The sequence below is a fragment of the Psychroserpens algicola genome (assembly GCF_014526325.1).
In the GTDB taxonomy this organism is placed as follows: Bacteria; Bacteroidota; Bacteroidia; order Flavobacteriales; family Flavobacteriaceae; genus Psychroserpens; species Psychroserpens algicola.
This window is the reverse complement of the sequence record NZ_JACNMJ010000001.1, coordinates 39,557-62,226: the sequence shown is the minus strand read 5'-3', so window position 1 is coordinate 62,226 and position 22,670 is coordinate 39,557. Positions and strand designations below refer to the sequence as shown.

The 22,670-nt window shown below is 34.0% G+C and carries 24 protein-coding genes; 22 read left to right on the top strand and 2 right to left on the bottom strand.

The genetic code is table 11. The annotated features are described in order from the left end of the window. From H7350_RS00290 to H7350_RS00195, 20 genes are all read left to right on the top strand, one after another. Positions 1-723, top strand: a complete 723-nt coding sequence (locus H7350_RS00290; protein ID WP_204343875.1) for an acylneuraminate cytidylyltransferase family protein — start codon at positions 1-3, stop codon at positions 721-723. Continuing rightward, positions 720-1,643: a Gfo/Idh/MocA family protein gene (locus H7350_RS00285; protein WP_204343874.1), complete on the top strand. Its 924-nt coding sequence runs from the start codon at positions 720-722 to the stop codon at positions 1,641-1,643. The genes H7350_RS00290 and H7350_RS00285 overlap by 4 nt, the downstream gene beginning before the upstream one ends. Further along, positions 1,636-2,379, top strand: coding sequence for an SDR family oxidoreductase (locus tag H7350_RS00280; RefSeq protein WP_204343873.1), 744 nt, complete (start codon positions 1,636-1,638; stop codon positions 2,377-2,379). The genes H7350_RS00285 and H7350_RS00280 overlap by 8 nt, the downstream gene beginning before the upstream one ends. A 47-nt stretch (positions 2,380-2,426) precedes the next feature. After that, a complete protein-coding gene (locus tag H7350_RS00275; RefSeq protein ID WP_204343872.1) occupies positions 2,427-3,605 on the top strand; it encodes a hypothetical protein in 1,179 nt (392 codons plus the stop codon). Next, positions 3,602-4,474 (top strand): sulfotransferase, encoded by an 873-nt coding sequence (locus H7350_RS00270; RefSeq protein ID WP_204343871.1) that lies wholly within the window; start codon positions 3,602-3,604, stop codon positions 4,472-4,474. The genes H7350_RS00275 and H7350_RS00270 overlap by 4 nt, the downstream gene beginning before the upstream one ends. 19 nt (positions 4,475-4,493) lie before the next feature. Then, positions 4,494-5,564 carry a glycosyltransferase family 4 protein gene (locus H7350_RS00265; protein ID WP_204343870.1) on the top strand — a complete coding sequence of 357 codons (1,071 nt, stop codon included), beginning with the start codon at positions 4,494-4,496 and terminating at the stop codon, positions 5,562-5,564. Then, a complete protein-coding gene (locus tag H7350_RS00260; RefSeq protein WP_204343869.1) occupies positions 5,564-7,063 on the top strand; it encodes an oligosaccharide flippase family protein in 1,500 nt (499 codons plus the stop codon). The genes H7350_RS00265 and H7350_RS00260 overlap by 1 nt, the downstream gene beginning before the upstream one ends. Continuing rightward, entirely contained in the window at positions 7,063-7,596 is a 534-nt protein-coding gene (locus tag H7350_RS17150) for an acyltransferase (protein WP_204343868.1), read from the top strand. The genes H7350_RS00260 and H7350_RS17150 overlap by 1 nt, the downstream gene beginning before the upstream one ends. Continuing rightward, entirely contained in the window at positions 7,580-8,287 is a 708-nt protein-coding gene (locus tag H7350_RS00250; protein WP_204343867.1) for a sulfotransferase family 2 domain-containing protein, read from the top strand. The genes H7350_RS17150 and H7350_RS00250 overlap by 17 nt, the downstream gene beginning before the upstream one ends. Before the next feature lie 17 nt (positions 8,288-8,304). After that, positions 8,305-9,447 carry a glycosyltransferase family 4 protein gene (locus tag H7350_RS00245; RefSeq protein ID WP_204343866.1) on the top strand — a complete coding sequence of 381 codons (1,143 nt, stop codon included), beginning with the start codon at positions 8,305-8,307 and terminating at the stop codon, positions 9,445-9,447. Positions 9,448-9,450: 3 nt separating this feature from the next. Then, positions 9,451-10,614 (top strand): O-antigen ligase family protein, encoded by a 1,164-nt coding sequence (locus H7350_RS00240; protein ID WP_204343865.1) that lies wholly within the window; start codon positions 9,451-9,453, stop codon positions 10,612-10,614. A gap of 2 nt (positions 10,615-10,616) precedes the next feature. After that, on the top strand, positions 10,617-11,774 hold the full coding sequence (locus H7350_RS00235) for a glycosyltransferase (protein WP_204343864.1): 1,158 nt from the start codon (positions 10,617-10,619) through the stop codon (positions 11,772-11,774). A gap of 3 nt (positions 11,775-11,777) precedes the next feature. Further along, positions 11,778-12,521: a polysaccharide deacetylase family protein gene (locus H7350_RS00230; protein ID WP_204343863.1), complete on the top strand. Its 744-nt coding sequence runs from the start codon at positions 11,778-11,780 to the stop codon at positions 12,519-12,521. Positions 12,522-12,557: 36 nt separating this feature from the next. Then, on the top strand, positions 12,558-13,706 hold the full coding sequence (locus H7350_RS00225; RefSeq protein WP_204343862.1) for a glycosyltransferase: 1,149 nt from the start codon (positions 12,558-12,560) through the stop codon (positions 13,704-13,706). Positions 13,707-13,709: 3 nt separating this feature from the next. Beyond that, positions 13,710-14,270: an LbetaH domain-containing protein gene (locus tag H7350_RS00220; RefSeq protein ID WP_204343861.1), complete on the top strand. Its 561-nt coding sequence runs from the start codon at positions 13,710-13,712 to the stop codon at positions 14,268-14,270. Then, positions 14,263-15,084: a glycosyltransferase family 2 protein gene (locus H7350_RS00215; protein ID WP_204343860.1), complete on the top strand. Its 822-nt coding sequence runs from the start codon at positions 14,263-14,265 to the stop codon at positions 15,082-15,084. Before H7350_RS00220 ends, H7350_RS00215 begins: the two co-directional genes overlap by 8 nt. Before the next feature lie 56 nt (positions 15,085-15,140). After that, positions 15,141-15,896: a glycosyltransferase family 2 protein gene (locus tag H7350_RS00210; RefSeq protein ID WP_235989232.1), complete on the top strand. Its 756-nt coding sequence runs from the start codon at positions 15,141-15,143 to the stop codon at positions 15,894-15,896. A gap of 172 nt (positions 15,897-16,068) precedes the next feature. Next, positions 16,069-17,187, top strand: a complete 1,119-nt coding sequence (locus H7350_RS00205) for a glycosyltransferase family 4 protein (protein WP_204343859.1) — start codon at positions 16,069-16,071, stop codon at positions 17,185-17,187. Positions 17,188-17,269: 82 nt separating this feature from the next. Continuing rightward, the gene (locus H7350_RS00200) at positions 17,270-18,025 is read left to right on the top strand and encodes a polysaccharide biosynthesis/export family protein (protein WP_204343858.1); all 756 of its coding nucleotides are present in this window, start codon (positions 17,270-17,272) and stop codon (positions 18,023-18,025) included. Between the two features lie 3 nt (positions 18,026-18,028). Beyond that, on the top strand, positions 18,029-20,356 hold the full coding sequence (locus H7350_RS00195; RefSeq protein ID WP_204343857.1) for a GumC family protein: 2,328 nt from the start codon (positions 18,029-18,031) through the stop codon (positions 20,354-20,356). On the opposite strand, the gene rpe is transcribed toward H7350_RS00195, so the two are convergent. Further along, positions 20,353-21,015: a ribulose-phosphate 3-epimerase gene (gene rpe / locus H7350_RS00190; protein ID WP_204343856.1), complete on the bottom strand. Its 663-nt coding sequence runs from the start codon at positions 21,013-21,015 to the stop codon at positions 20,353-20,355. The genes H7350_RS00195 and rpe overlap by 4 nt on opposite strands. A gap of 353 nt (positions 21,016-21,368) precedes the next feature. On the opposite strand from rpe, the gene H7350_RS00185 reads away from it, so the two are divergent. Both H7350_RS00185 and H7350_RS00180 read left to right on the top strand, forming a co-directional pair. Further along, positions 21,369-21,812 carry a hypothetical protein gene (locus H7350_RS00185; protein WP_204343855.1) on the top strand — a complete coding sequence of 148 codons (444 nt, stop codon included), beginning with the start codon at positions 21,369-21,371 and terminating at the stop codon, positions 21,810-21,812. A 21-nt stretch (positions 21,813-21,833) separates the two neighbouring features. Then, complete coding sequence (locus tag H7350_RS00180; protein ID WP_204343854.1) at positions 21,834-22,253, top strand: hypothetical protein; 420 nt, start codon at positions 21,834-21,836, stop codon at positions 22,251-22,253. Between the two features lie 65 nt (positions 22,254-22,318). Here H7350_RS00180 and H7350_RS00175 read toward each other — a convergent pair whose 3' ends face one another. Then, positions 22,319-22,540, bottom strand: a complete 222-nt coding sequence (locus H7350_RS00175; RefSeq protein ID WP_204343853.1) for a hypothetical protein — start codon at positions 22,538-22,540, stop codon at positions 22,319-22,321. Positions 22,541-22,670: the final 130 nt, after the last annotated feature.

Sequence of the window (22,670 nt, the reverse complement as noted above, 5' to 3'; positions counted from 1 at the left end):
TTGGAAACCTTAATTACAATTTGTGCACGAGGAGGTTCAAAAGGCATTCCTGGAAAAAATATAAAGCCTATAGCAGGTAAACCGCTTATTGGTTACACGATTGAGCAAGCCAAAAAGCTGTCAGAACGCATCAATGCTAAAATCGCTATATCTACGGATGATGCTGCGATAAAAAAGACAGCTGAAGAATTTGGTGTCTTTTCAGATTATAGAAGACCAGATGAATTGGCAACCGATACTGTTGGTAAAATAGAAACCATAGCCGATATTGTAAAGTACGAAGAAGCTAAAGCTAATAAACGTTTTGATTTTATCTTAGACTTGGATGTGACTTCACCTTTAAGAACCATCGAAGATTTACAAAATGCTTTACAAATATTGCTGGATAATCCTGAAGCTTATAATTTGTTTTCAGTGAATAAAGCTGCGAGAAATCCCTATTTTAATATGGTTGAAATAAACAGTGAAGGCTACTATGGTCTAGTGAAAACGAATCCAAATGGAACCGTAATGTCACGACAAGCAGCTCCAGAAGTTTATGATTTAAATGCCTCGTTTTATTGGTATAGACGTCGTTTTTTTGATTTAGATACCAAAAGTGTATTTACAGATAAAGCACTTATATATGAGATGAAACATATGTGTTTTGATTTGGATCATCCAGTTGATTTCTTGTTTATGGAATACTTGCTTAAAAATGATAAATTAGATTTTGAATTATGAATATCTTAATCGTTGGTTTAGGGTCTATTGCAAAAAAGCATATCAAAGCTTTAGAGCATCTAAATTTGGATGCTACAATTTATGCATTACGATCTGATGCCAATGCGTCAAAAGTTGAAAACGTTATTAATGTTTTCGATTTAGAAGCTGTAGATGTTTCCTTTGATTTTGCCATAATTTCTAATCCAACACATTTACATTTTGAGTTTATAGAGCGCTTAGCTTTAAAACATATTCCGTTGTTTATTGAAAAACCTGCAGTTCACACGTTGGATAATTCAGAAACTTTAACTCAAATAATTAAAGATAACAACATTATTACTTATGTTGCCTGTAACTTGAGGTTTCACCCTTGCTTATCATTTTTATGGGATACATTACAAAGGGAGCAATTACGTGTTAATGAAGTTAATGTGTACTGTGGCTCTTACTTACCAGAGTGGCGTGCTAATAAAGATTATAAATCTATTTACAGTGCCAATGCTGATATGGGTGGCGGAGTTCATTTAGATCTGTTTCATGAAATAGACTATACAACATGGTTGTTTGGCTTTCCTAATACAAGTTCATCGGTGTTGCGAAGCGCATCTTCCATAGATATCAATGCATATGACTATGCGAATTACATTCTGGAATATGATACCTTTACAGCAAACATCGTGTTAAATTATTACAGACGGAAAGCAAAACGAGAGATTGAATTGGTTCTGGATACAGAAACGATAACTGTAGATTTGATTAACAATACGGTTGTAAGTGATTTAGGAAAGACTTTATTTGAAGCTAAAGATTACTCTATCCAACGCACTTATGAATCACAATTAAAGTATTTTACAGATATGCTGAAACAGAACATACAGCCTATGAACTCGTTTAACGAATCTATAAAAAACCTGAAAATTTGTTTACAACATGACTAACAGATTACAAGACAAAATCATCATCGTTACTGGAGGCAATGGCTTATTAGGAAAAGCAATGGTTAGCCGAATTAAAGCGGAAGGTGCTTTTTGTGTTAATATGGACATCAATCATGAGACTAACGAAGATTTGTCTCAATTGTATTGTGATATTACAAATCAAGATTCTATTGATAAAGCTATTGCTTTGGTGGTAGATACATATAAAACTATTGACGGATTAGTAAATAATGCTTATCCAAGAACTAAAGATTGGGGTACTAAATTTGAAGATATTCCATTTCAATCCTGGAAAGATAATGTCGATATGCAAATGAATAGTTCGTTTTATACTTGTCAGAAAGTACTCGAGCAGATGAAAGAACAACGAAGCGGATCTATCGTCAATATCACATCTATTTATGGTGTCGTAGGCAATGATTTTACAGTATATGAAGGTACAGGCGGCACATCACCAGCTGCGTATTCAGCGATAAAAGGCGGACTTATAAATTTCACACGTTATCTGGCGTCTTACTTCGGAAGTTATAACATTAGAACTAATTGTGTTTCTCCAGGAGGCATTTTTGACCATCAGCATGAGGCCTTTGTTGAGAATTATGAAAAGAAAGTCCCTATGAAACGTTTGGGCACACCTGAAGATATCGCACCATCTGTCGCGTTTTTATTGTCTGAAGACGCGCAATATATCACAGGTCAGAATTTAATTGTTGATGGTGGTTGGACTGCAATTTAGTTCTCAGACTCTAATCACAATTTGATATTCTAACTATAACGCTTGTCATGAAAATTTTTAATTATAAAATTTTAACCTCTTGGTTTCAATTCCTTAGGATACTGGGGAAGCGTTATGATGTGATATTTTATTATCCGCAACACTTTAATAGAACCAACGGAGAAAATCCTTATTTTTTAGATTTTATAGCAACCTGTAAGACTTACAAAATATCTTATTTGTTAATTGAAGAGCCTTCCATAGAAAGTCAAAACCCTAGAAATAAAAAGGCGCTGGCATTCGACATGTTCTTTTTGAAAATATGGATACTAAGAAAATTAATTCCTGCACGCTGTTTTAGTAATTTCGAGAAACGTGAACATCTTGTTGGGAAAATCATTAACCTCAGTTCTCTAGGTCATTTTAGAGCACCTGTTTACATAACCATATCAAACTCTATGGGTGGTGTATTGAGAGGTATTAATAAAAAAGCGCGAATATTTGATTATCAACATGGCATCATCAATAGTAAACAACCAGGTTATTTTTTTAATGGAGAGGCAACCCAATTAATGCGCTGCAATACTAAAGAAGTACTTGTACATGGTCTTGGGTTTGTAAAGCCATTTATGCTTGTCGATGCTCCATATTATAAAGGGAAAGTTCATCCTATAGGAACGAGTTCTATTATCAAGCCAAAAATTAACAGAGGTCCGCATATCTTGGTTGCCATGCAAATTATAGAAACTGAAAACAGATCTCAAGCCTGGTTTCAAGAGCAGGTAGATTTATTACATGAGCAGTTTGTATTGCTTGAAAAGAATAAGGCCTATAAAAACCGAATTATTTTTATTAAGCAACATCCTAGAAGTTTACAACGCTTTGATATGTCTAAATTATTTCAATTTCCATTTGTAAAACCCTACGATGGAAGTGACGAAAGTAAAAGCATAGGATTGCATGTAACATTTTTCTCAACTACAGCTTTCGAGTATGCAGCGAAAGGAATTCCGTCTTTATTTTTGTTTTCAGATTTGATTCCAGAAGGAAAGACTATTTTTGAAGACGAATATCAATACCCATATAAAGCAATACGAACCATCTCAGATTGGTTAGAAAAAATAGAAGGTTCTGATTCCACAGAAATAGACACGATCATGACAAACTGGTATCAAAAATTTTATGCGCCTTATGATGAAAATTTATTTCTAAAATTAGTGAACCAAAAATGTCTTAAAATATTATGAAACAACGATTAGACGCAATTGATAAAATATTAATTTCAGGATTACCCAGAACAGGAACAACTTTTTTTGGCAATATTTTGGGTTCATGTGAAGGCGTAGAATATTTTTTCGAGCCTCCAATGGTCAACAAATTATTTACCTATGTCAACGATATTGATAAAACGGTATGGCAAGATATATTTGAAGACTACTGCTTAAATGAATTATTGGCGAATTCAATTGCAGGGCGAAGACTAAATTTCAATGCAAATGATGATAGTCACATTTTTAACTATAAGTCTAAAGCTGAAATTGATACTCGTTTAGAAAAATCTTGGCGAGCAGCTGAATTAGAAGAGCAACTCAATTCCTATACTTTCGCTTTCAAAACACCAGGCGTATCCAATTATTTGCAGACTGTATTAGATTATTATTCAAACTGGCATTTGGTTATCGTATTTAGAACCTATGAAGATATCTTAAATTCTATATTGGTAAAAGGATGGTTTAATGATGATAACAAAAATAAAATTACACCTTACGTCACAGTCGATGGTGCTAAAATACCAACTGTCATTTCATCAGATTGGCACAAGGATTGGTCTCAATTAAATGAGATTGAACGCGCAATGATTTATATGAATGAACAATTTAAATATTTGTCGCAGCTTAAAAATTATACAAGAGTTGACTATAATAAGTTTGTAGAAAACCCAAAAGTCTTATTAGATTACTTTGAAAGATTAAATGTTAATCCAACAGCTAAAACCCACGAATTATTAAAAACCATTAGGACTAATGAAAAGGATAATTCTCATTTGTTAAAGACAAAAATATCGCGTAATATTTTAGATACAGCGCTTCAATATAAATCAAGCTTAAAGATATAGTCTATTAAAATCAAACGTATTGAGTTCCCAAAAAATCAAAATATTCTTAGGAGCGTATTTGAACAGCACAAATGCTCAAAATTTAAATGCTTTGGCATTGGCTCATCATTTAGATAAGTCAAGGTTTAAAGTATTTGGCTTGAGCCTCTATAGCGGAAATTTAAAACTTGAACCTATAAAAGGAGTGTCAATATTCAGATGTTTTAACCCTCTGAGAATTTCAAAATATCTAGGCTACTTTTGGGGCATTTTAAACTGTGATGTTGCTTATTTACCAAAACGAGAACTTGTGGGTTGGACTTCCTTTTGGTTACGATTATTACATAAAAAAAGTTTTAGTACTGTTGAGGGAATTCTGGATGAAAAAAACCTTGAATCGGCTATTCAGGCCAGAGGAAGTTATGATAACGTTATTCGTTCTTTTCAAATGTTTGATAGGTTATACTCTATAACTAAATTCTTAAAAACATATAATCAATTAGAGCATCATATAACGACAGAGTCAAAACCACTATATTTAGGTACAAATACTAAAACATTTTTAAATACTGAAAAGCAAATCACGAAGCTTTCTAATGTGATTTACATCGGAAGATTACTAGAAAGAAAAGGGGTTTATGACGTTTTAGATGCTGCTAAAGCGTTTCCAGAGTTACAGTTTCATCTCGTAGGCGATGGTCAGGAAAGAGAAGCTATTAAAAAGCATATTACTCAGGAGCAATTAGCCAATGTAAAACTTCACGGCATTATAGATCATTCCGTATTGAATGACCTTTTAAAAACTATAGATTTACACGTGTTGCCATCGCGTTCTGAGGGCTTCCCTAAAGTTATCTTAGAGACGGCTGCAGCTGGAGTACCTTCCATAGTTTATAACGATTATGGTGCTTCAGAATGGATAAGTCATCTTGAAAATGGATTTATTGTTCAAAGTCCTACCGAAATAGGCAACACCATTCAATCATTATTAGAGCAACCAGAGTTATTACAGTTAAACTCTAAAAACGCCATAGCTTTGGCCAAACAATTTGACTGGAACATTGTTATCAAACAATGGGAACAAGAAATCTCAAACCTATACCATAGTTAATGTCGATTGCTAAAAAAATAACAGGACAAGCAGGAATTTACTTTGCAGGAACGCTGTTTTCTGTGGCTATTGGATTTTTCTTTAAAATCTATATTTCAAAAGAACTTGGTGCCGATATGTTGGGTATTTATGCGCTTGGGATGACAGTAGTCACTATCCTTTCAGTGTTTTTAAGTTTGGGTTTGGGTAATGGCTTAGTGCGTTTTGTATCTAAATATATCGCTCAAGAAAATTACACCCAGTTGCATACCTATTTGAGAAAGACGCTTAGCATTACTGTAATGATGTCTGTGATAAGTGCGTCGTTGTTTTTTATAATTCCAGATATCATTGCAGGTACGCTTTTAAATTCTCCTGAACTCACGCCTTATTTGCCTTACTTTGGTGTGTTACTATTCATCAACGCTATTATAACGCTCTGCGACCAAACCATTAGAGGTTTACAGGAAGTTCGGAAAAGCACCTTAATTGGTCATTTTATTCGTTTACCTTTAAAAATAGCAATAGCTGTAGGCTTTATAACGATTGGATATCAATTAGAAGGGTATATCTGGGCAGAAATTATCGGAGCCATCGTAGCTTTAGGATTATTTTTTGGGCTAATTAAAAAATTGCTGCCAAAGCAAATGCCTAAATTAACACTTAAACCCAGCACTTTAATTACTAAAGAAGAACGCACTTTTGGTAATAATATGCTCTTGATTAATACCATTGGCTTACTTCAGGGACAAGGTGATAAGATTGTATTAGCAATTTATTTAACGACTACAGACTTAGGGATTTATTCTATTGCTTTGACCTTAACGGCTTTTGTGCCTACAATTTTATTATCTGTTAATGCTATTTTCACACCAATTATATCGCAATTGCATACCGAAAAACGCATGCAAGAACTTAAAAAATACTACCAAGCCAGTTGTAAATATATCTTTGTATTAACTATCCCTTTGATTGTGTTTTTAATAGTGTTTAATCAACCTATGTTAAATGTGTTTGGTGAAGAATTTAAGCTAGGAGGTCAGGTTTTGATTTTATTGTTAATAGCCCAGGTTATTAATACCAGTACAGGTTCGGTTGGTATGATGCTCAACATGACAGGTCTTGAACGCGTCAGCAGAAACAGCGCCATTATTATTGCAGTATTGAGTATTATTGGGTATTTGCTGCTCATACCTAAATATGGTTTAATAGGAATTGGTATTACAAAACTAGTGGTCGTTTTAGTGCAAAGTGGCTATGCTGTTTTTATGTTATATTCAAAACAGCATATCCAACCATTTAACATGTCCTATGTGAAAATTATTATAGTGTTTTTGATTTCTGCTTTTGCATATTACTATTTAGGGGAAGGTACTTTAGACGATTTGGCACATCCCTTATGGTTATTCGTTGGATTGTGCGTCACTTATCTTATTTTTGTAAGTCTGTTTCTGGTGTTTAGCGCTAAAGAAGACAGACAGTTTATAAAATCGTTGATGAATAAATCAGTTAAAGCATAATGAAAACTCTTTTTAGTATTCTGATAATTTGGTTAGCCAACCATTTGCCTAGAGTTAAGTTTTTCAATGAAAGGCGTTATGTGTTACTCAAAATGGCAGGCGTGAATATCAAAGGAAAGTCTATGATTTTACCTCCAGTAATTATTGCGCCATCAGGTAGAAGTGGTAATATTTATATTGGTGAAAATACATTTATTAATATGTCTTGTAGATTTGCATGTCCTGGTTCAACAATCACCATTGGAAACAAAGTTGCTATCGGACCCAATGTGTTGTTTGAAACTGTAAATCATGGGTTGATTTATGAAGACAATAAAGGTAGAGGTACTTTTTACAAGCCAATTGTTGTTGATGATAAAGCTTGGATAGGAGCAGGAGCTATTATTTTACAAGGGGTCACTATTGGCGAAGGCGCTGTTATTACTGCTGGAGCTGTGGTAACAAAAAATGTAGAGCCTTATTGGGTATATGGTGGTGTGCCAGCAAAGAAAATCAAACCAATTGAAGTAGATACTCATGAAAAAACTATATAGAGCACTAGTTCCGGTACGTTTTAGAGAAAAAGTTAAAACCTATCAGGAGTATCAAGGCTATCAAAAGTTACGACAACAAGAAGGTCATGTGTATCAGCAGTTTGATGCTACGCAAAGCATTTTTGTACACATACCAAAAGCTGGAGGCATTTCAATCATAAAAAGTTTATATGGAGAAGCTGCTGGTGGTTTTGGACATCCAACCTACAGACGTTTTTTAAAGCTATACGGAAATCGTCGTTTCAATACGTATTACAAGTTTACCTTTGTTAGAAATCCGTGGGACCGATTATATTCGGCTTATAGTTTTTTAAAAAAAGGTGGAATGAATCATCTCGATGCTCAATTTTCTAAAGAAGTAATGACTGAAGTAGATACCTTTGAAGATTTCGTCATGCATTGGTTAACACCAGAGCGTATGAATTCCTGGATTCATTTTATACCTCAATTTACATTTATAACAAACGATTCTAACAAAATTATGGTTGATTTCGTGGGGCGGTTCGAAAACTTTCAAGAGGATTTTACAACCATAAGCAAGCATATTGGTGTCAATCAACCTTTAATTCATTTAAATAAAACAAAGGATAAAAAGCAACATAGCTATCGAGATGCATACACTAATGAGATGAAATCTAGAGTTGCTGAGTTGTACAAAACAGATATTGAATTGTTTAAATATAACTTTTAAACCGAATTCTGCTAACCATGGGTAATAACTACTTAGTCATAACACCATTTTTTCCTTCTGAAGCTAATTTTAGAGGGCCTTATGTGTTAGACCAAGTCAAAGCGATTGAAACTAACAGTGCTTATAAAGTAACGGTTTTAAAACCCAAAGCTTTATTTTCTAGCGAGCAGGATTATGAGTTTGATGGTATTAACGTGCATTATTTTAAACGCGTTGTCTTGCCTTCCAACATCTTGCCTGGTTTATGTAAAGGCTTAAGTAAGTACTTGTTTTTTAAAAAAATAAAGCACTTAGGGATTAAGCCTGATGAGGTAAGTGTGGTTCACGCTCACGTCACCCAAAATGGTATGTATGCCAATAGTTTGAAAGCTAAAAACCCTAAAATTAAAACGGTCTTACAACATCATGGATTTGATGTATTAAGCTTAGAGAATGGTGTTTTAAGACAACAGTCATGGCATAAAAAATGGGTTAAAGCCTTTGGTGTTGCCATCTGTAATAAAATAGATTTACATTTAGGAGTGAGTGCAAAAACCTTGGGTTACGTGTCATCAATACCAGAGATTACGATGAAAGCACAGTATGTGTTGTATAATGGTGTGGATCCCAATAAGTTTTACCCAATTAGTGGATTAAAAGACGCTAAGACTTTTAAAATAGGCTGCATTGCTAATTTCTGGCCTTTAAAAGATCAAATGACCTTGATTAAAGCAGCCGAAGTTTTAGTGCATAAAGGATTAACCAATCTAAGGGTAGTGTTTATAGGAAGTGGGCAACTCTTAGAGTCTTGTGAGGCGTATGTTTCGGCTCATCAATTAGAATCTTATATCAGTTTTCAGCAAGAAGTTTCTCATCAAGAACTAAATACATTTTATAATACCTTAGACTTGTATGTCATGCCATCGTTTTACGAGGCTTTTGGTTGTGTGTATACCGAAGCTTATGCTTGTGGTGTGCCATTTATAGCGGTTAAAGATCAAGGTATTTCAGAATTGATACCAGAAAATGAAAAACATAAATGGCTCATTACACCTAAAAGTGTTGAGGAGTTAACACAATGTATCGAAGAATTTTATCATAAGAGAACACCGCAAAATCTGGTGAAATCTATTGATATCAATGTGCTTGTTAAGGCATATTTGCAACAGTTAAAACAGTAGTAATTGTATAAAAAGATAGGACTATTAATAGCTATTTTGGCAGTAAATAATATTATTACTGTCACTCCAGGTGTGCCAATGCCAGTGTATTATGCGCTTTTCGGACTTGTCTTTGTTATTGGTGTTGTTAATGGGAAGCCTCGTTTTGACGGACTTCTGAGTTTCTTTGTTCTGACCATTATTTTTAGTCTTATAGGTAATGACATTCCTAAGTATTTTCAAGCAGAATTCCGCTTTGTGTCGTTTTTGCTGGTGTTTAGTTTATTGAGTCCCTGGTTTTTTAATATGACGCTTGTCAAACTGAGAACTTTTATTTTTAAGTACACTAATCTGTTATTAATTGTTGTTGTAATACTTTCATTTTTTGGCCATATTTCAGGAGTTTTTTCAGGTTTGGGACGCTCAGAAATGTATCAGGGTTTGACATCGCACTCCATGCTTCTCGGACCTATTGCTGCACTTGTCATGTTGATGTCGGTATGGAAAGGTAGTCAAAACAATACAAAGCATTCCATATTGGCTGTTTGTATAATATTGGCATTAATCTGTTTATATAGCATTTTAATTTCTGGGTCAAGAGGCTCCCTTATTGCTGGTGTTGGCTCATCATTTGTATTATTATTTCTTGTGTTTAGAACGTCTTTTAGTAAAATTGTTAAATTAGTTACAGTCCTTATTTTACTTGTAGTAGCAACAATACCGTATTGGAGTGCTTATACGGCTAATATTGATCGTAAAAATCAATATGCTGAAGAACAAGGTGACGATTTTGCTTCACGAAGAGAATTATGGGGCTATCGCTATGAAGAATTTCAGCAATCTCCTGTGATAGGGATTGGATTTGCTTCGGCTAATAAAGGTGAAATCAATACTGTAAATGGTCAAATTGAACCGGGTACGAGTTGGGGCGTGTTATTTTCTCAATTAGGAATTTTAGGCGCCATACCAATACTGTATTTATTTGTAGCTTATTTTAAAAAGTTGTATCGTAAAGAAGACGAATTTAATACAGGAAAGCTGTTATTTGCAATGTTGTTGTTTTTTAGTGTTCATATGGTTGTTGAAGGCTATATTTTAGGCTCTGGTAGCTTCATGTTTTTTTATATTTGGTTGCTGCTTGGTGTTATAAAAAATAGAAATAGAGGTCAAGACATAATAGTATATTAGTAATGAGAATTGTTTTTTGGGAAAATATCGTAAGTCAGCATAAATTGCCCTATTGGAACGCTTTAGCAGCATCTCCTAAGGTCTCGAAGTTTGTACTGGTTGTCGAAGAATTACTCTATGAAAAATTAAAAAAACAAGGCTGGGAAAATGATGTAAAAGAATCTGATACATTTGAATTGCATATCAATCCATCCAATAACAGTATTACAGCTTTACTTCAAGAAGATATCGATACCAGTTATCATGTGTTTTCAGGAATTAGAGCCATTCCCATGGTTTTAAACGTACTCCAGTTAAGCTTAGCCTATCCCATACGTCGAATACTACTTACCGAATCCCTTAATTTGATTGGTTCAAGAGCTGTAACACGACGTCTGGCATCTGTTTTTATAGAACGACGTTATCTTAAACATTATGATATCGTCTTGGGTTCTGGAGCTAATACAAAAAGCTGGTATGTAGAATGTGGTGTGAAACCTGCTAATTTTTATCCGTTTCTTTACAGTATTGAAACTCTTAATGCTTCTAATGCGGTTGAAAAATCACCAACAATGCGTTTTTTGTTTATCGGACAATTAATACAGCGGAAAGGTTTAGATGTATTGCTACAATCGCTATCTAAGGTGAAGCATAGCAATTGGACTCTAGATGTATATGGGGAAGGCGAGGACGAAGCGACATTGTCGAGTTTGATTACAGACTTAAAACTGACTGATAAGGTAAATATGCATGGTGTCGTCACAAATAAAGAACTAAGACAACGAGTTGCATTGCATGATATTTTAATTTTACCAAGTCGCTTTGATGGTTGGGGAGCAGTAGTTAATGAAGCGCTTGCATCTGGTTTAAAAGTAATATGCAGTTCTACTTGTGGTGCATCAATATTAGTTGTAAATGAAAAGATTGGGTATGTGTTTCCATCAAATAACACCAAGGAATTGACTAAAACACTAGAGCAGTCTATTGAAGAAAAAGACGATATGGATCGAGCTTATGTTTTAAACTATAGTAATTATCTTAAAGGCGATTATGTTGCTCAATACCTAATTGATATTTTAGCATTTCATTACCACAACACGAATGAAAGGCCTTTGCCACCTTGGGAGAAATTTCAATTAGATATGCAGAATAAATCGATACATCAAAAACAAAATCACTAGTACATGCTTCAAAAAATTAAAGAAATAACTTTTGTTTTAAGCGGAAAATTGGCTTCTAGTACCCAAAGTGCTATTGTGTTCTATCATGATGTTCATTTGCCACAACAGCGATATACAGACATGTCTACTGATATGAGTTTGTTTAAAGAACATATGGCAATTTTGAAAGCCGAAGGCTATGCCATAGTGCCTAAAATAGAACAAGAGCAGTATCAAATTCAGGTGTGTTTTGATGATGGGTTTAGAGGCATTTATGATAATAAACAATATTTTATAGAACAGCAGATATATCCAACAGTATTCTTGGCTATAAGTTTAATTGGTCAGGAAGGCTATTTAAACGAGGAAGAAATTATTGAATTACAAACATTAGGGTTTATTTTTGAGTCGCATGCCTATGCTCATGAAAACTTAACAACGTTTAATGATGCCGAATTAAAGTATGAGTTAGAAGCTTCTAAAAGCTATCTGGAATCCTTACTTAATAAGCCTGTTAATGAAATTTGTTTCCCTATAGGTTATTTTTCAGACCGTGTTCTTAAATTCTGTAAAGAGGCTGGTTATACAGTATTGTACAGTTCTTTACCTGGACGCTATTTTAATAAAAGAACCGATGGACTGATGTATCGAAATCTGGTTCAGTTTTCTTCACCTAAAGAATTTAAAGCTATAGTCAAAGGTGCTATGGATTCTTTTTTATGGTGGTACAGAAAAAAACAATACGTAAAAACCGAAGTATATAAATAATTGAGAGTGTATCATGAATTCAAAGCAGAATAAGGTATGAAAGTACTTCAAGTCATTTCAGGGATGAGTTTAAAATCTGGAGGTCCAACAACCTGTACCTATAATTTGTTAAAAGGACTTCAGGATACCTCTATGGCTGTTGATCTTCTAACATTTGATGCTGTTGAAAACGACAAAATCATAAGTAGAGAAGCTTTTATGAAGATTTTACCGCCTCCAAAAAAACCGAGGTTTAGTTATTCTAAAGCTTTGAAATTATGGTTAGAAGAGCATAACGATTATGATTTGTATCATACCAATGCATTATGGCAATATCCAGCACATGCAGCAGCCGTATTCGCTCAAAAACATAATAAACCTTATATCATTTCGCCACATGGTATGTTGTATCCCGAAGGATTAAATACCTCTAAATGGTTTAAGAAAGTAGCCCTGCTTTTATTTCAAAAAAAAGACCTTAAGAAAGCAACTGCATTTCATGCAACAAGCCATAGGGAAATGAAATATTTAAGAGCGTTTGGCTTACAACAGCCTATTGCTGTAATCCCTAATGCAATTGACGTTAATACGATTCAAACTGCATCAACGCATAAAAAGTCTGACCCTATAAAAATTGGGTTTTTGGGACGATTGGCTCCAATTAAAAACCTTGAGGTATTATTTGAAGCATGGCATGCCTCTGAGGCTTTAACAAGGCAAGCCGAGTTAGTTATTATTGGAGATGGCGAAGAACATTATATGGAGCACCTTCGTACAGTAATCACAAAAAAGAATATTGAAAATATTACTTTTACAGGATTCTTATCTGGTGAAGCGCAAGAAAAAGTCATGCAGCAGCTGAGTTATTTGATATTACCAAGCAAAAGTGAAAACTTCGGAATGGTTGTACCAGAAGCATTAGCCAGACAAATTCCTGTCATTGCTTCAAAGGGAACGCCTTGGGAAGAATTAAAAACACATTCTTGTGGCTGGTGGATTGATAATGACTTAGAAACCCTAAGTACAACCATAAATGAAGCATTGCGTTTAGATGAAACCCAACGTTTAGAAATGGGTAAAAACGGACGTGCTTTAGTTGAAGAAAAATATTCGGTAGATGCTGTAAGTGCGATGATGTATGAGTTTTATCAGTGGCTACTTTCTAATACTGAAACACAACCTTCTTTTGTAGATATAAAATCATAAACAATGAGTGACTTAAAAGTAGATCTTTCCAAATTTGAAAATTGGTTAAGTAGAAAAAATAAAATGGGTAGAGCCGCGTGGATTCTGGTAAATCTTATATTATTTAAACCGTTTTTTTTAAGTGTTTTTAATCCGTGGAGGTTATTTTTATTACGCTGTTTCGGAGCCAAATTACATCCCAAAGCCCATGTGTATGCTTCGGTGAAAATCTGGGCACCATGGAATCTTCAAATGGAAGAGTATTCTGCGCTCGCTGCTGGAGTTAATGTCTATAATACCGGAATGATTAAAATAGGTGCGCATACAACAGTATCGCAAGGTGCTTATTTATGTCCTGGATCACATGATTTTAATTCTCCTAAATTCCCTATGATTTGTGCGCCTTTAACTATCGAAGATCAAGTTTGGATTGCTACAGATGCCTTTGTAGGCGGTATGGGAATAACAATTAAACAAGGCGCAGTCGTAGGAGCCAGAGCCTGCGTATTTCGTGATGTAGAACCTTGGACCATCGTTGGAGGTAATCCAGCTAAATTTATAAAAGAACGTATTATAAATGATTAGCGCTGTTATCTTAACATATAATGAAGAGAATATCCTTAAAGATTGTTTGTCGGCTCTCACCTTTGTAGATGAAATTATAGTCTTTGATTCTTTTAGTACAGATCGTACTCTGGATATTGCAAAATCTTTTGATGCAAAAGTAATTCAGCGGAAATTCGATAACTATGCCAGTCAGAGAAATGCAGCATTACAGGCTGTGTCCAATTCCAGTTCGTGGATATTGATGGTTGATGCTGATGAAATCGTTACTTCTGAATTAAAAAAAGAAATCGAAAAGGTTGTTACAATGCAAAACGATACTACCATGTATCGTGTAAGGCGAAAAGATATGTTTCAAGATCAATGGATCAAGCAGAGTAGTGGCTATCCTACCTGGTTTCCACGCTTATTCAAAAATGGTACAGTTACAGTTGCAAGAGAAATCAATGAAGAATATATAACTACAGGAACCGAAGATTTGCTTCAGGAGCACTTAATTCATTATCCTTTCAATAAGGGCTTAACCTGGTGGTTAGACAAACATAATCGTTATTCTGAAATGGAGGCTCAAAAAATGATTGATGAGATTAAAGAGCCTGTATATTTTAAGAATTTATTTTCTAAAGACCCAACTGTCAGACGAAAAACACAAAAGCGTATCAGTTACCGATTACCATTTAGGCCTACTATAGTGTTTATCGCATTTTATGTTTTAAGAGGCGGATTTTTAAACGGAAAAGCAGGATATGCATTTTGCAAATTGAGAAAAACCTATGAATGGATGATTGATATCAAATTTAAGGAGCTCAAAAGACAATTGAAAAAGAGTAAGTAGTTTATGGAAACACAAGATAAGGAGTTGAGTGTGGCTATTTTTAATATTTTATTTTAATGAAAGTATCAATAATTACGGCAACTTATAACAGCGAAAAAACACTCGGATACTGTATGGATTCTGTGTTGAATCAAACGTACTCAGATATAGAGTATATTGTTATTGATGGCAATTCGTCAGACAACACAGTAGATTTGATTACTTCAAAGGCTAAAAATGCTCCTCATATTGTTTGGGTTTCAGAACACGATAAAGGTATTTATGATGCTTTAAATAAAGGCATTCAAAAAGCAACAGGTGACATTGTAGGTTTTGTACATTCTGACGACTATTTGGCTGATACGCATTGCATTTCAGACATAGTAGCAGCATTTAAAACGCATCAGGTTGATGGTGTCTACGGAAATTTGCATTACGTGTCTTTTGAAAACCCTGAACATATCGTTAGAAATTGGGTCAGTCAGCCATTTTATCCTAAACTGCTCAAGCGTGGCTGGATGCCAGCACATCCTACATTATTTTTAAAAAATGCGGTGTATCAAGCTGAAGGAAACTTCAATTTGGAGTATAAAATTGCAGCAGATTATGATTTTATACTTAGAATCTTCAATAATCCGAAGTATACCTATCACTATTTACCAAAAACTATAGTAAAGATGCGTGTTGGAGGAGCTAGTAACAAAAGTCTTAAGAATCTTATTAGAAAAACAAAAGAAGATTTAAAAGCTGCAAAAACCAATGGTTTGACGTTTCCTTTGGCAGTTATCTTAAAGAAAAATTTATCTAAAATCCCACAATGGTTTAGTAAATAAAAGTTAAAAGACATCAATTATTTGTAAGATTATTCATCACAAAATTAGATTGTATTTTAAATCACATCGATAGGTTTTTGCCATTTTTTTTCTGAAAAGCAATCAGTATGACGTATATTTGCATGCTTGTATGTGTAACACACATATAGCATTCAACACTTTTTAAATTACTATGATACAAGAATTAGTCAAACATTTTAACCCTCTAGATTACCTAGAGATATGGCTTTTGTTAGCTTTTCTCATTGCTTTTTTTGTATCGTTAACTAGTTTTCCTGCTATTTTCAATGTGGCAATTGCTAAACATTTAATGGATGAACCAGATGATAGAAGTGTTCACGATAGAAAAACACCAACATTAGGAGGTGTAGGTATATTTATAAGCCTTGCTGTGGTTATCACCACTGTTGGCGCTCTTTTGGATACTAAAATCTTACTCTTAGTTTTAGGGAGTATGACCGTTCTTTTCTTTTTGGGTTTAAAAGATGACCTACTCATTTTATCGCCTCGAAAAAAGTTTTTTGGTCAGCTCATGGCTGCATCATTACTAATCATATTTACAGATACGCGAATTTTAGGCTTATCAGGAGTTTTTGGTATTACCATTTTGCCATATTGGTTGTCGGTTTTGTTTACGCTTTTCGTTTATGTATTACTTATCAATGCTTATAATCTTATTGATGGTGTAGATGGTTTGGCAGGCTGTCTCGCTGTTGCAGGTTGTGCATCATTTGCTTACTTATTTATTAAAACGGGAGACATAACGATGTCTACATTAACTGTAGGTGCTATAGGTGCTATTATTCCTTTTTTACGATTGAATTTTTCGAAACGGAAAAAAATATTCATGGGAGATACAGGCTCAATGATTGTAGGGTTTTTAATTGCTTTTTGTGCTGTGAGATTTATAAACACCACAGAGCTTAATCCGAAGTCAGAGTTTTTTAAATCTGCTCCAATTTTAGCATTGTCAATAGCCTTTTTTCCGTTGTTAGATACACTCAGAATTTTCATAATCAGGCTTGTTGTTTTAAGAACTAGCCCGTTTACAGCAGATCAAAACCATATTCACCATCGCTATTTAAAATTAGGGCTTTCACATGCGCAAACCACAATTTATATTGTTGTTTTAAATTTAATGCTGATAGCATTTGTGTATCAAATAGGACATTTAGATACTATAGTTCAGTTTTTGTTGATGGCATTGGTCGGAACTTTGCTCTATTCTTCTTTATTTATTTACAATTGGCTAATCATTAAAAAATGGTTGCCAGATTCTATGAGAACTTAAGGGCTTTTAACTTAATATTGGCCTAACTTTTGCCAATCACTTATTTGAACCTATATTTGTATCCGATTAAAACTCTATATTAATGAAGTATATTTTAGGTGTTTGTCTAGTTGTAATGCTTGTGAGTTCATGCGCATCAAAAAAAGAAATCTTGTATATTCAAGACTCTGAAAATTATACAAACACAGCCATAAATTTTTCTAGTCCAAAAATTCAAGCAAATGATATTTTAAAAATCACCGTTGGTGCTTTGGTAGCAGACACCGCTATTCCTTATAATAAACCGTCAGTAGTTGGTGGTGCTTCTGTAGAAATTATGCAGTTAGACGGCTATCTGGTATCTAAAGATAATACGATTAGCTTTCCGGAATTAGGTGAGATTTCAACTGAAAACAAAACAGTTATTGAGTTAGAATCACATATTAGAAACTTGCTTGAAGAAGGAAATCATTTAAAAAACCCAACAGTAAATGTACGATTGTTAAATGCTAAAGTGACCATTTTAGGAGAAGTAAAACAACCAGGAACCTATAACTTTACAGAGTATAGTATTTCATTATTACAAGCTTTAGGTTATGCAGGAGATTTGACAATTAATGGTAAGCGAGATGATATTAAAGTGATTCGTGAAGTAGATGGAAACCGATTAATTTCTACGGTTGATATTACTTCTGGAGAGTTTTTAAATAGTGAGTTTTATCAAATTAAGCCAAACGATGTCATTGTTGTCAATCCTAATAATCCAAAAGTAAAAAGCGCTGGTTTTGTAGGTAACACTTCAACTGTAATATCGGTAGTATCGATTCTTTTAACGACTATAGTTCTTATTACAAGATAAATTATGAATCAAGAACAAAATATCCTGACTCCTAGAAGGAATGATCAAGGTGAAACTATAAAGCACGAGATTAAAAAATATCTCAGCTATTGGTATTGGTTTGTTTTAGGTATTATTCTGGCATTTATTGGTGCCTATCTCTATTTGAGATATACACCTAAAATATATTCGTCATCTGCTAAGATTAAAATTTTAAATAAAACTAAAGGCTTAGAATTACCTTCATCGGCTTTTGTGTTTAACCGATCAAATATTAATCTTGAAAATGAAATTGAAATATTAAAGTCTTATCGTATAATTGAAGATGTAGTTAAAAAATTAGACTTGACAGTGGAGTACTATGAAGAGGGAAATATTCTAACAACGCAGATAGATCAGTTTCCTTTTAAATTTACAAAGACCAAATCTAACGATAGCATCATCAATTTTTCTTCATATAAAATTGTGGTCAAGGCCAATGAATTTCAGGTATTTAGAGGTGAGTCAGACAAAGCTATTGTTATTCCAAACCACAACTCTTACAATGTAAATCACAATTTGCCATTTGAGTTACAATTTGAACATCCTTCGCAAGTTTCAGCATCGGTTGATAAAACATATTTACTGAAATTTATTCCGGTACCTACTGCGACAAGGAAGCTAAAGTCTAATATTAATGTCAATAAACTAGGAAAGGATAGTGACTTATTAACTTTGAGTTATTCGAGCCAGAGTCGATCTCTTGCGAGTACTACAATTAATAATGTTGTTGAGGTATTTAATAATGATGGTGTAACAGACAGGCAGCAAGTCTCTAAACGCACAATCGATTTTATTGACGAACGTTTTAAATATTTAGCTTTTGAATTGGATTCTATCGAAATTGGAATTAAAGATTTCAAAAAGTCTAACAATATAATCAATATTGAAACGGATGCAGATCTTGGACTTTCCCAACGAACGGTTTCTGAAAATCAGGTGTTTGAAGTCGAAAATCAATTGGTGATTTCTGATTTATTAAGTGATACAATGAATCAATCTGATTCCGACTTATTACCTGCAAATGTTGGGATTGATAATGCTAATATTAACGGACTCATAAGTCAGCACAATGATTTGGTTTTTGAGCGTAATAAGCTAGTTACAAGTGCTGGTGAAAACAATCCTACAGTTAAAATATTGAATGATAAGTTAGCGAGTGTAAAATCAAATATCAAAACATCTTTAAACTCGTATGAGTTGCAGTTAAATGCTACGAAGCAGCAATTGGTCAGAAAAAACCAGAAGTATGCGTATCAGGTATCTAGTTTGCCATTAAAAGAAAAGCTACTGCGCTCCCGAGAGCGTCAACAGGCAATTAAGCAAAGTTTGTATTTGTTTTTACTTCAAAAAAGAGAAGAGGCAGCTATTAACTTAGCGATAACCGAACCTTCTATAAAAGTTGTGGAATATGCACTTTCTAGCGGAAGTCCTATATCACCTAATTCTAAAAACATTTATCTATTCGCATTGGTTGCTGGATTATTTTTACCGTTCGCAAGTATTTATGCATATAATCTTTTAGATACTAAAATTAAAGGGAAAGATGATGTTACTGTTCGCGTTGGCAACATTCCTATTTTAGCTGAATTGCCAAGAATTAAAAACAATAAAAACCTGGTATTTGATAATCCTACAGACCGTTCGGTGCAATCTGAAGCATTTAGAATTTTAAGCGCAAATGTCAATTACATCATTCCGACAGGAGAAGATGCCATGGGGAAAGTCATCTATTGTACTTCTACGATTAAAGGTGAAGGTAAAACTTATGTTGGTATCAATTTATCACTGGCTTTATCGAGTATTAATAAAAAGGTTTTACTTGTAGGAGCAGATTTAAGAAATCCTCAAATTCATTCTTATATATCTAAAGATAAAAACCTTCAGGGCTTGTCTAATTATTTACATGATGATACTTTAGACTGGAAGCGTATTGTCGTAAGAGGCTTTGAGAAACATCCTAATCACGAAATATTATTGTCTGGAGATATTCCTCCAAATCCAACACAATTATTAACTAATGGTAGGTTTGAAACTTTGCTAAATGAAGCAAAGCAAGTGTATGATTATATTATTATAGATACTGCTCCGACAATCTTAGTAACAGATACGCTGTTAATTTCTAAACATGCTGATGCCACTATTTATTTATTACGAGCTGATCATACGGAAAAGAATCTGTTAGAGTTTTCTAAGAACCTGTCTGATAGTGGCAAAATAAAAAATATGGCCTATGTTATCAACGGTGTAGGTAGTAATAAGTCTTATGGTTATAACTATGGCTATAACTATGGTTATGGTAGTAAAAATTAACTATTAGCTAATACTTTTAAGCGCTTGATTGTTTCAGTTTGGTTGTCACTTTTAAAAACGTGGCTACCAGCAACAAACACATCTGCACCTGCTTCAACAAGTTGTTTGATGTTTTTGTCAGTGACACCTCCATCAATTTCTATACGCGTCTCTAAACCTTGTTCGTCTATCATTTTACGTAACTTCTTAACACGGTTATAGGTAATGGTTTCAAATTGTTGTCCACCAAAGCCAGGATTAATAGACATGAGTAAGATCATGTAGCATTCGGGTAGTATATCTTCAAGAACCGATACAGGTGTAGTAAGATTAAGTACTATACCAGCTTTACAGCCAGCATCTTTTATTTGGCGTAGTGTTCTGTGCAAATGAACTGTAGATTCATGATGCACAGTAATGATGTCTGCACCAACATTTGCAAATGCTTCAATATAACGCTCAGGTTTTTCAATCATTAAATGTACATCCAGAGGTTTGGTTGCATGTTTTTTAATGGCTTGAATTACTGGCATTCCATAAGAAATATTAGGCACAAAATGCCCATCCATTACATCAATATGAAACCAGTCGGCCTCACTGTTGTTTACCATTTCCACATCACGTTGTAGGTTGCCAAAATCGGCTGCTAGCATCGAAGGTGCAATTAATTTTGAAGGCATAAATAGATATTAAATACGTTTATGCAAAAGTAGATAAAAAAATGAACCCAGAGTAATCAGCATTTAGTTAATGGATTTTTAATTTAAACCATTATTTTCTTTTAGAGTAGTGGTAGCAATGGTTTTGAAGGATTTTGAATTTGCTTTTTATCGAAAAAGGGGGTACAGACTGTTGTTAAATTTTCATCGATTAAGCAGCGATTTATTCGATAAAATTAAATATAATTTGTACATTGTTTATTGTAATTTATTGATAATTAGCAATTAAGGTCAATACTAACCGCCCAAGACCTTTAATGGGGCTTAATTTATTTATTATGAGAAAAACAATTAATCACAAAATTAGGTGTTACATGGCACTTATTTTATTTGCAACCGCCTTTAGCTTCACGTCATGTGATAGCAGTGATTCGGCAAAAGAAACTCTTTCTGAAGAACAGATTAAACTCAGGATTGACAACATTTTATCCGAAATCAAAGCAATAGGAAATGAGAGTGGGAAAATTGTAAAGTACAAGTTCGAAAACCTAAAAAAAGATGACTACATGAGTTACTTTGATGTTCTTGAAAATTCTGAAAAAATTATTGCATTCACAAATGGCACTAACCCTCAAGCCCGAGAAGAAGGAGACAACTACAAAGTTACCTGTACTTATGGTGATGGAGAAGTTGTTGTAACCGAATGTGGTGAGAATGTTGGCTGCGCTGGACAGGCAACATACGACTGTCTTGAAGGAGGAGGCTGCGCTACCATATGTAACAATAAAGCTGAGCTGTCATTTACACCTGCACAATAACTAAAACCAAAATACTTAAACATGAAAAACACAATAATTAAATTATGCTTGATAGCGTTTGTCGCTACTTTAAATTTTAACTGCACTCAGTCAGAGGAATCTTCAGGAATTACTCCTGAACAATCATTAGAGGCCGCCTTGTTAGAAGTCGAACAATACAGTAAAGATAACAACGACGCTAACGTATCATTCACATTAAAGCATGAGAACAACCTTTATACCATAAACACTATCGAGGTGATGCGATCAGATTTAGCCCAATCAAGAAGACAAGGTGACAGATTCCATGTAGCCTGTTATGATGACGAGGGCAACGAAACCAGCTACACTATATGTCCTGACAAAGATTGTGCGTCTGAGGCTATTATTCAATGTGTTGATAACGGTGGCTGTGCTGAGATATGCGAGGTGCAAACTGCTTATATAGCACCAGCTCCTTAACTGGTTTAATTCTCCTATTTTATAAAAATAATTCTCCCTTATTATTAATAAATAAAATCAATAACTTATGCAGAAAGGTAATCATCTCTAAAATCAGGATTAAAAACCGTGACGCTTTTTCCACTTCTTACGCATTCTGTGTAATTTAATTTACAATTATCACTTTCCCAGAAACGAGCTTCAATCTCCATAGGCATTTTATCATATCCGTAAATCTTAAGTTCATTGTAATAATCATAATAAAAACCTATCAAACCTTTTTTTTGATACTGTTTCCAATGCATCATTTCATGCTCAATAAGCGAAATATTATTCTTTTTAGCTTCGGTTACAAATATCCCAAAGGAGGTATTGTTTGAGCATTAAATCCTCTCATTAGCTTCTTGCGAACTATAATAGCTGGATTATCGTTGTTTT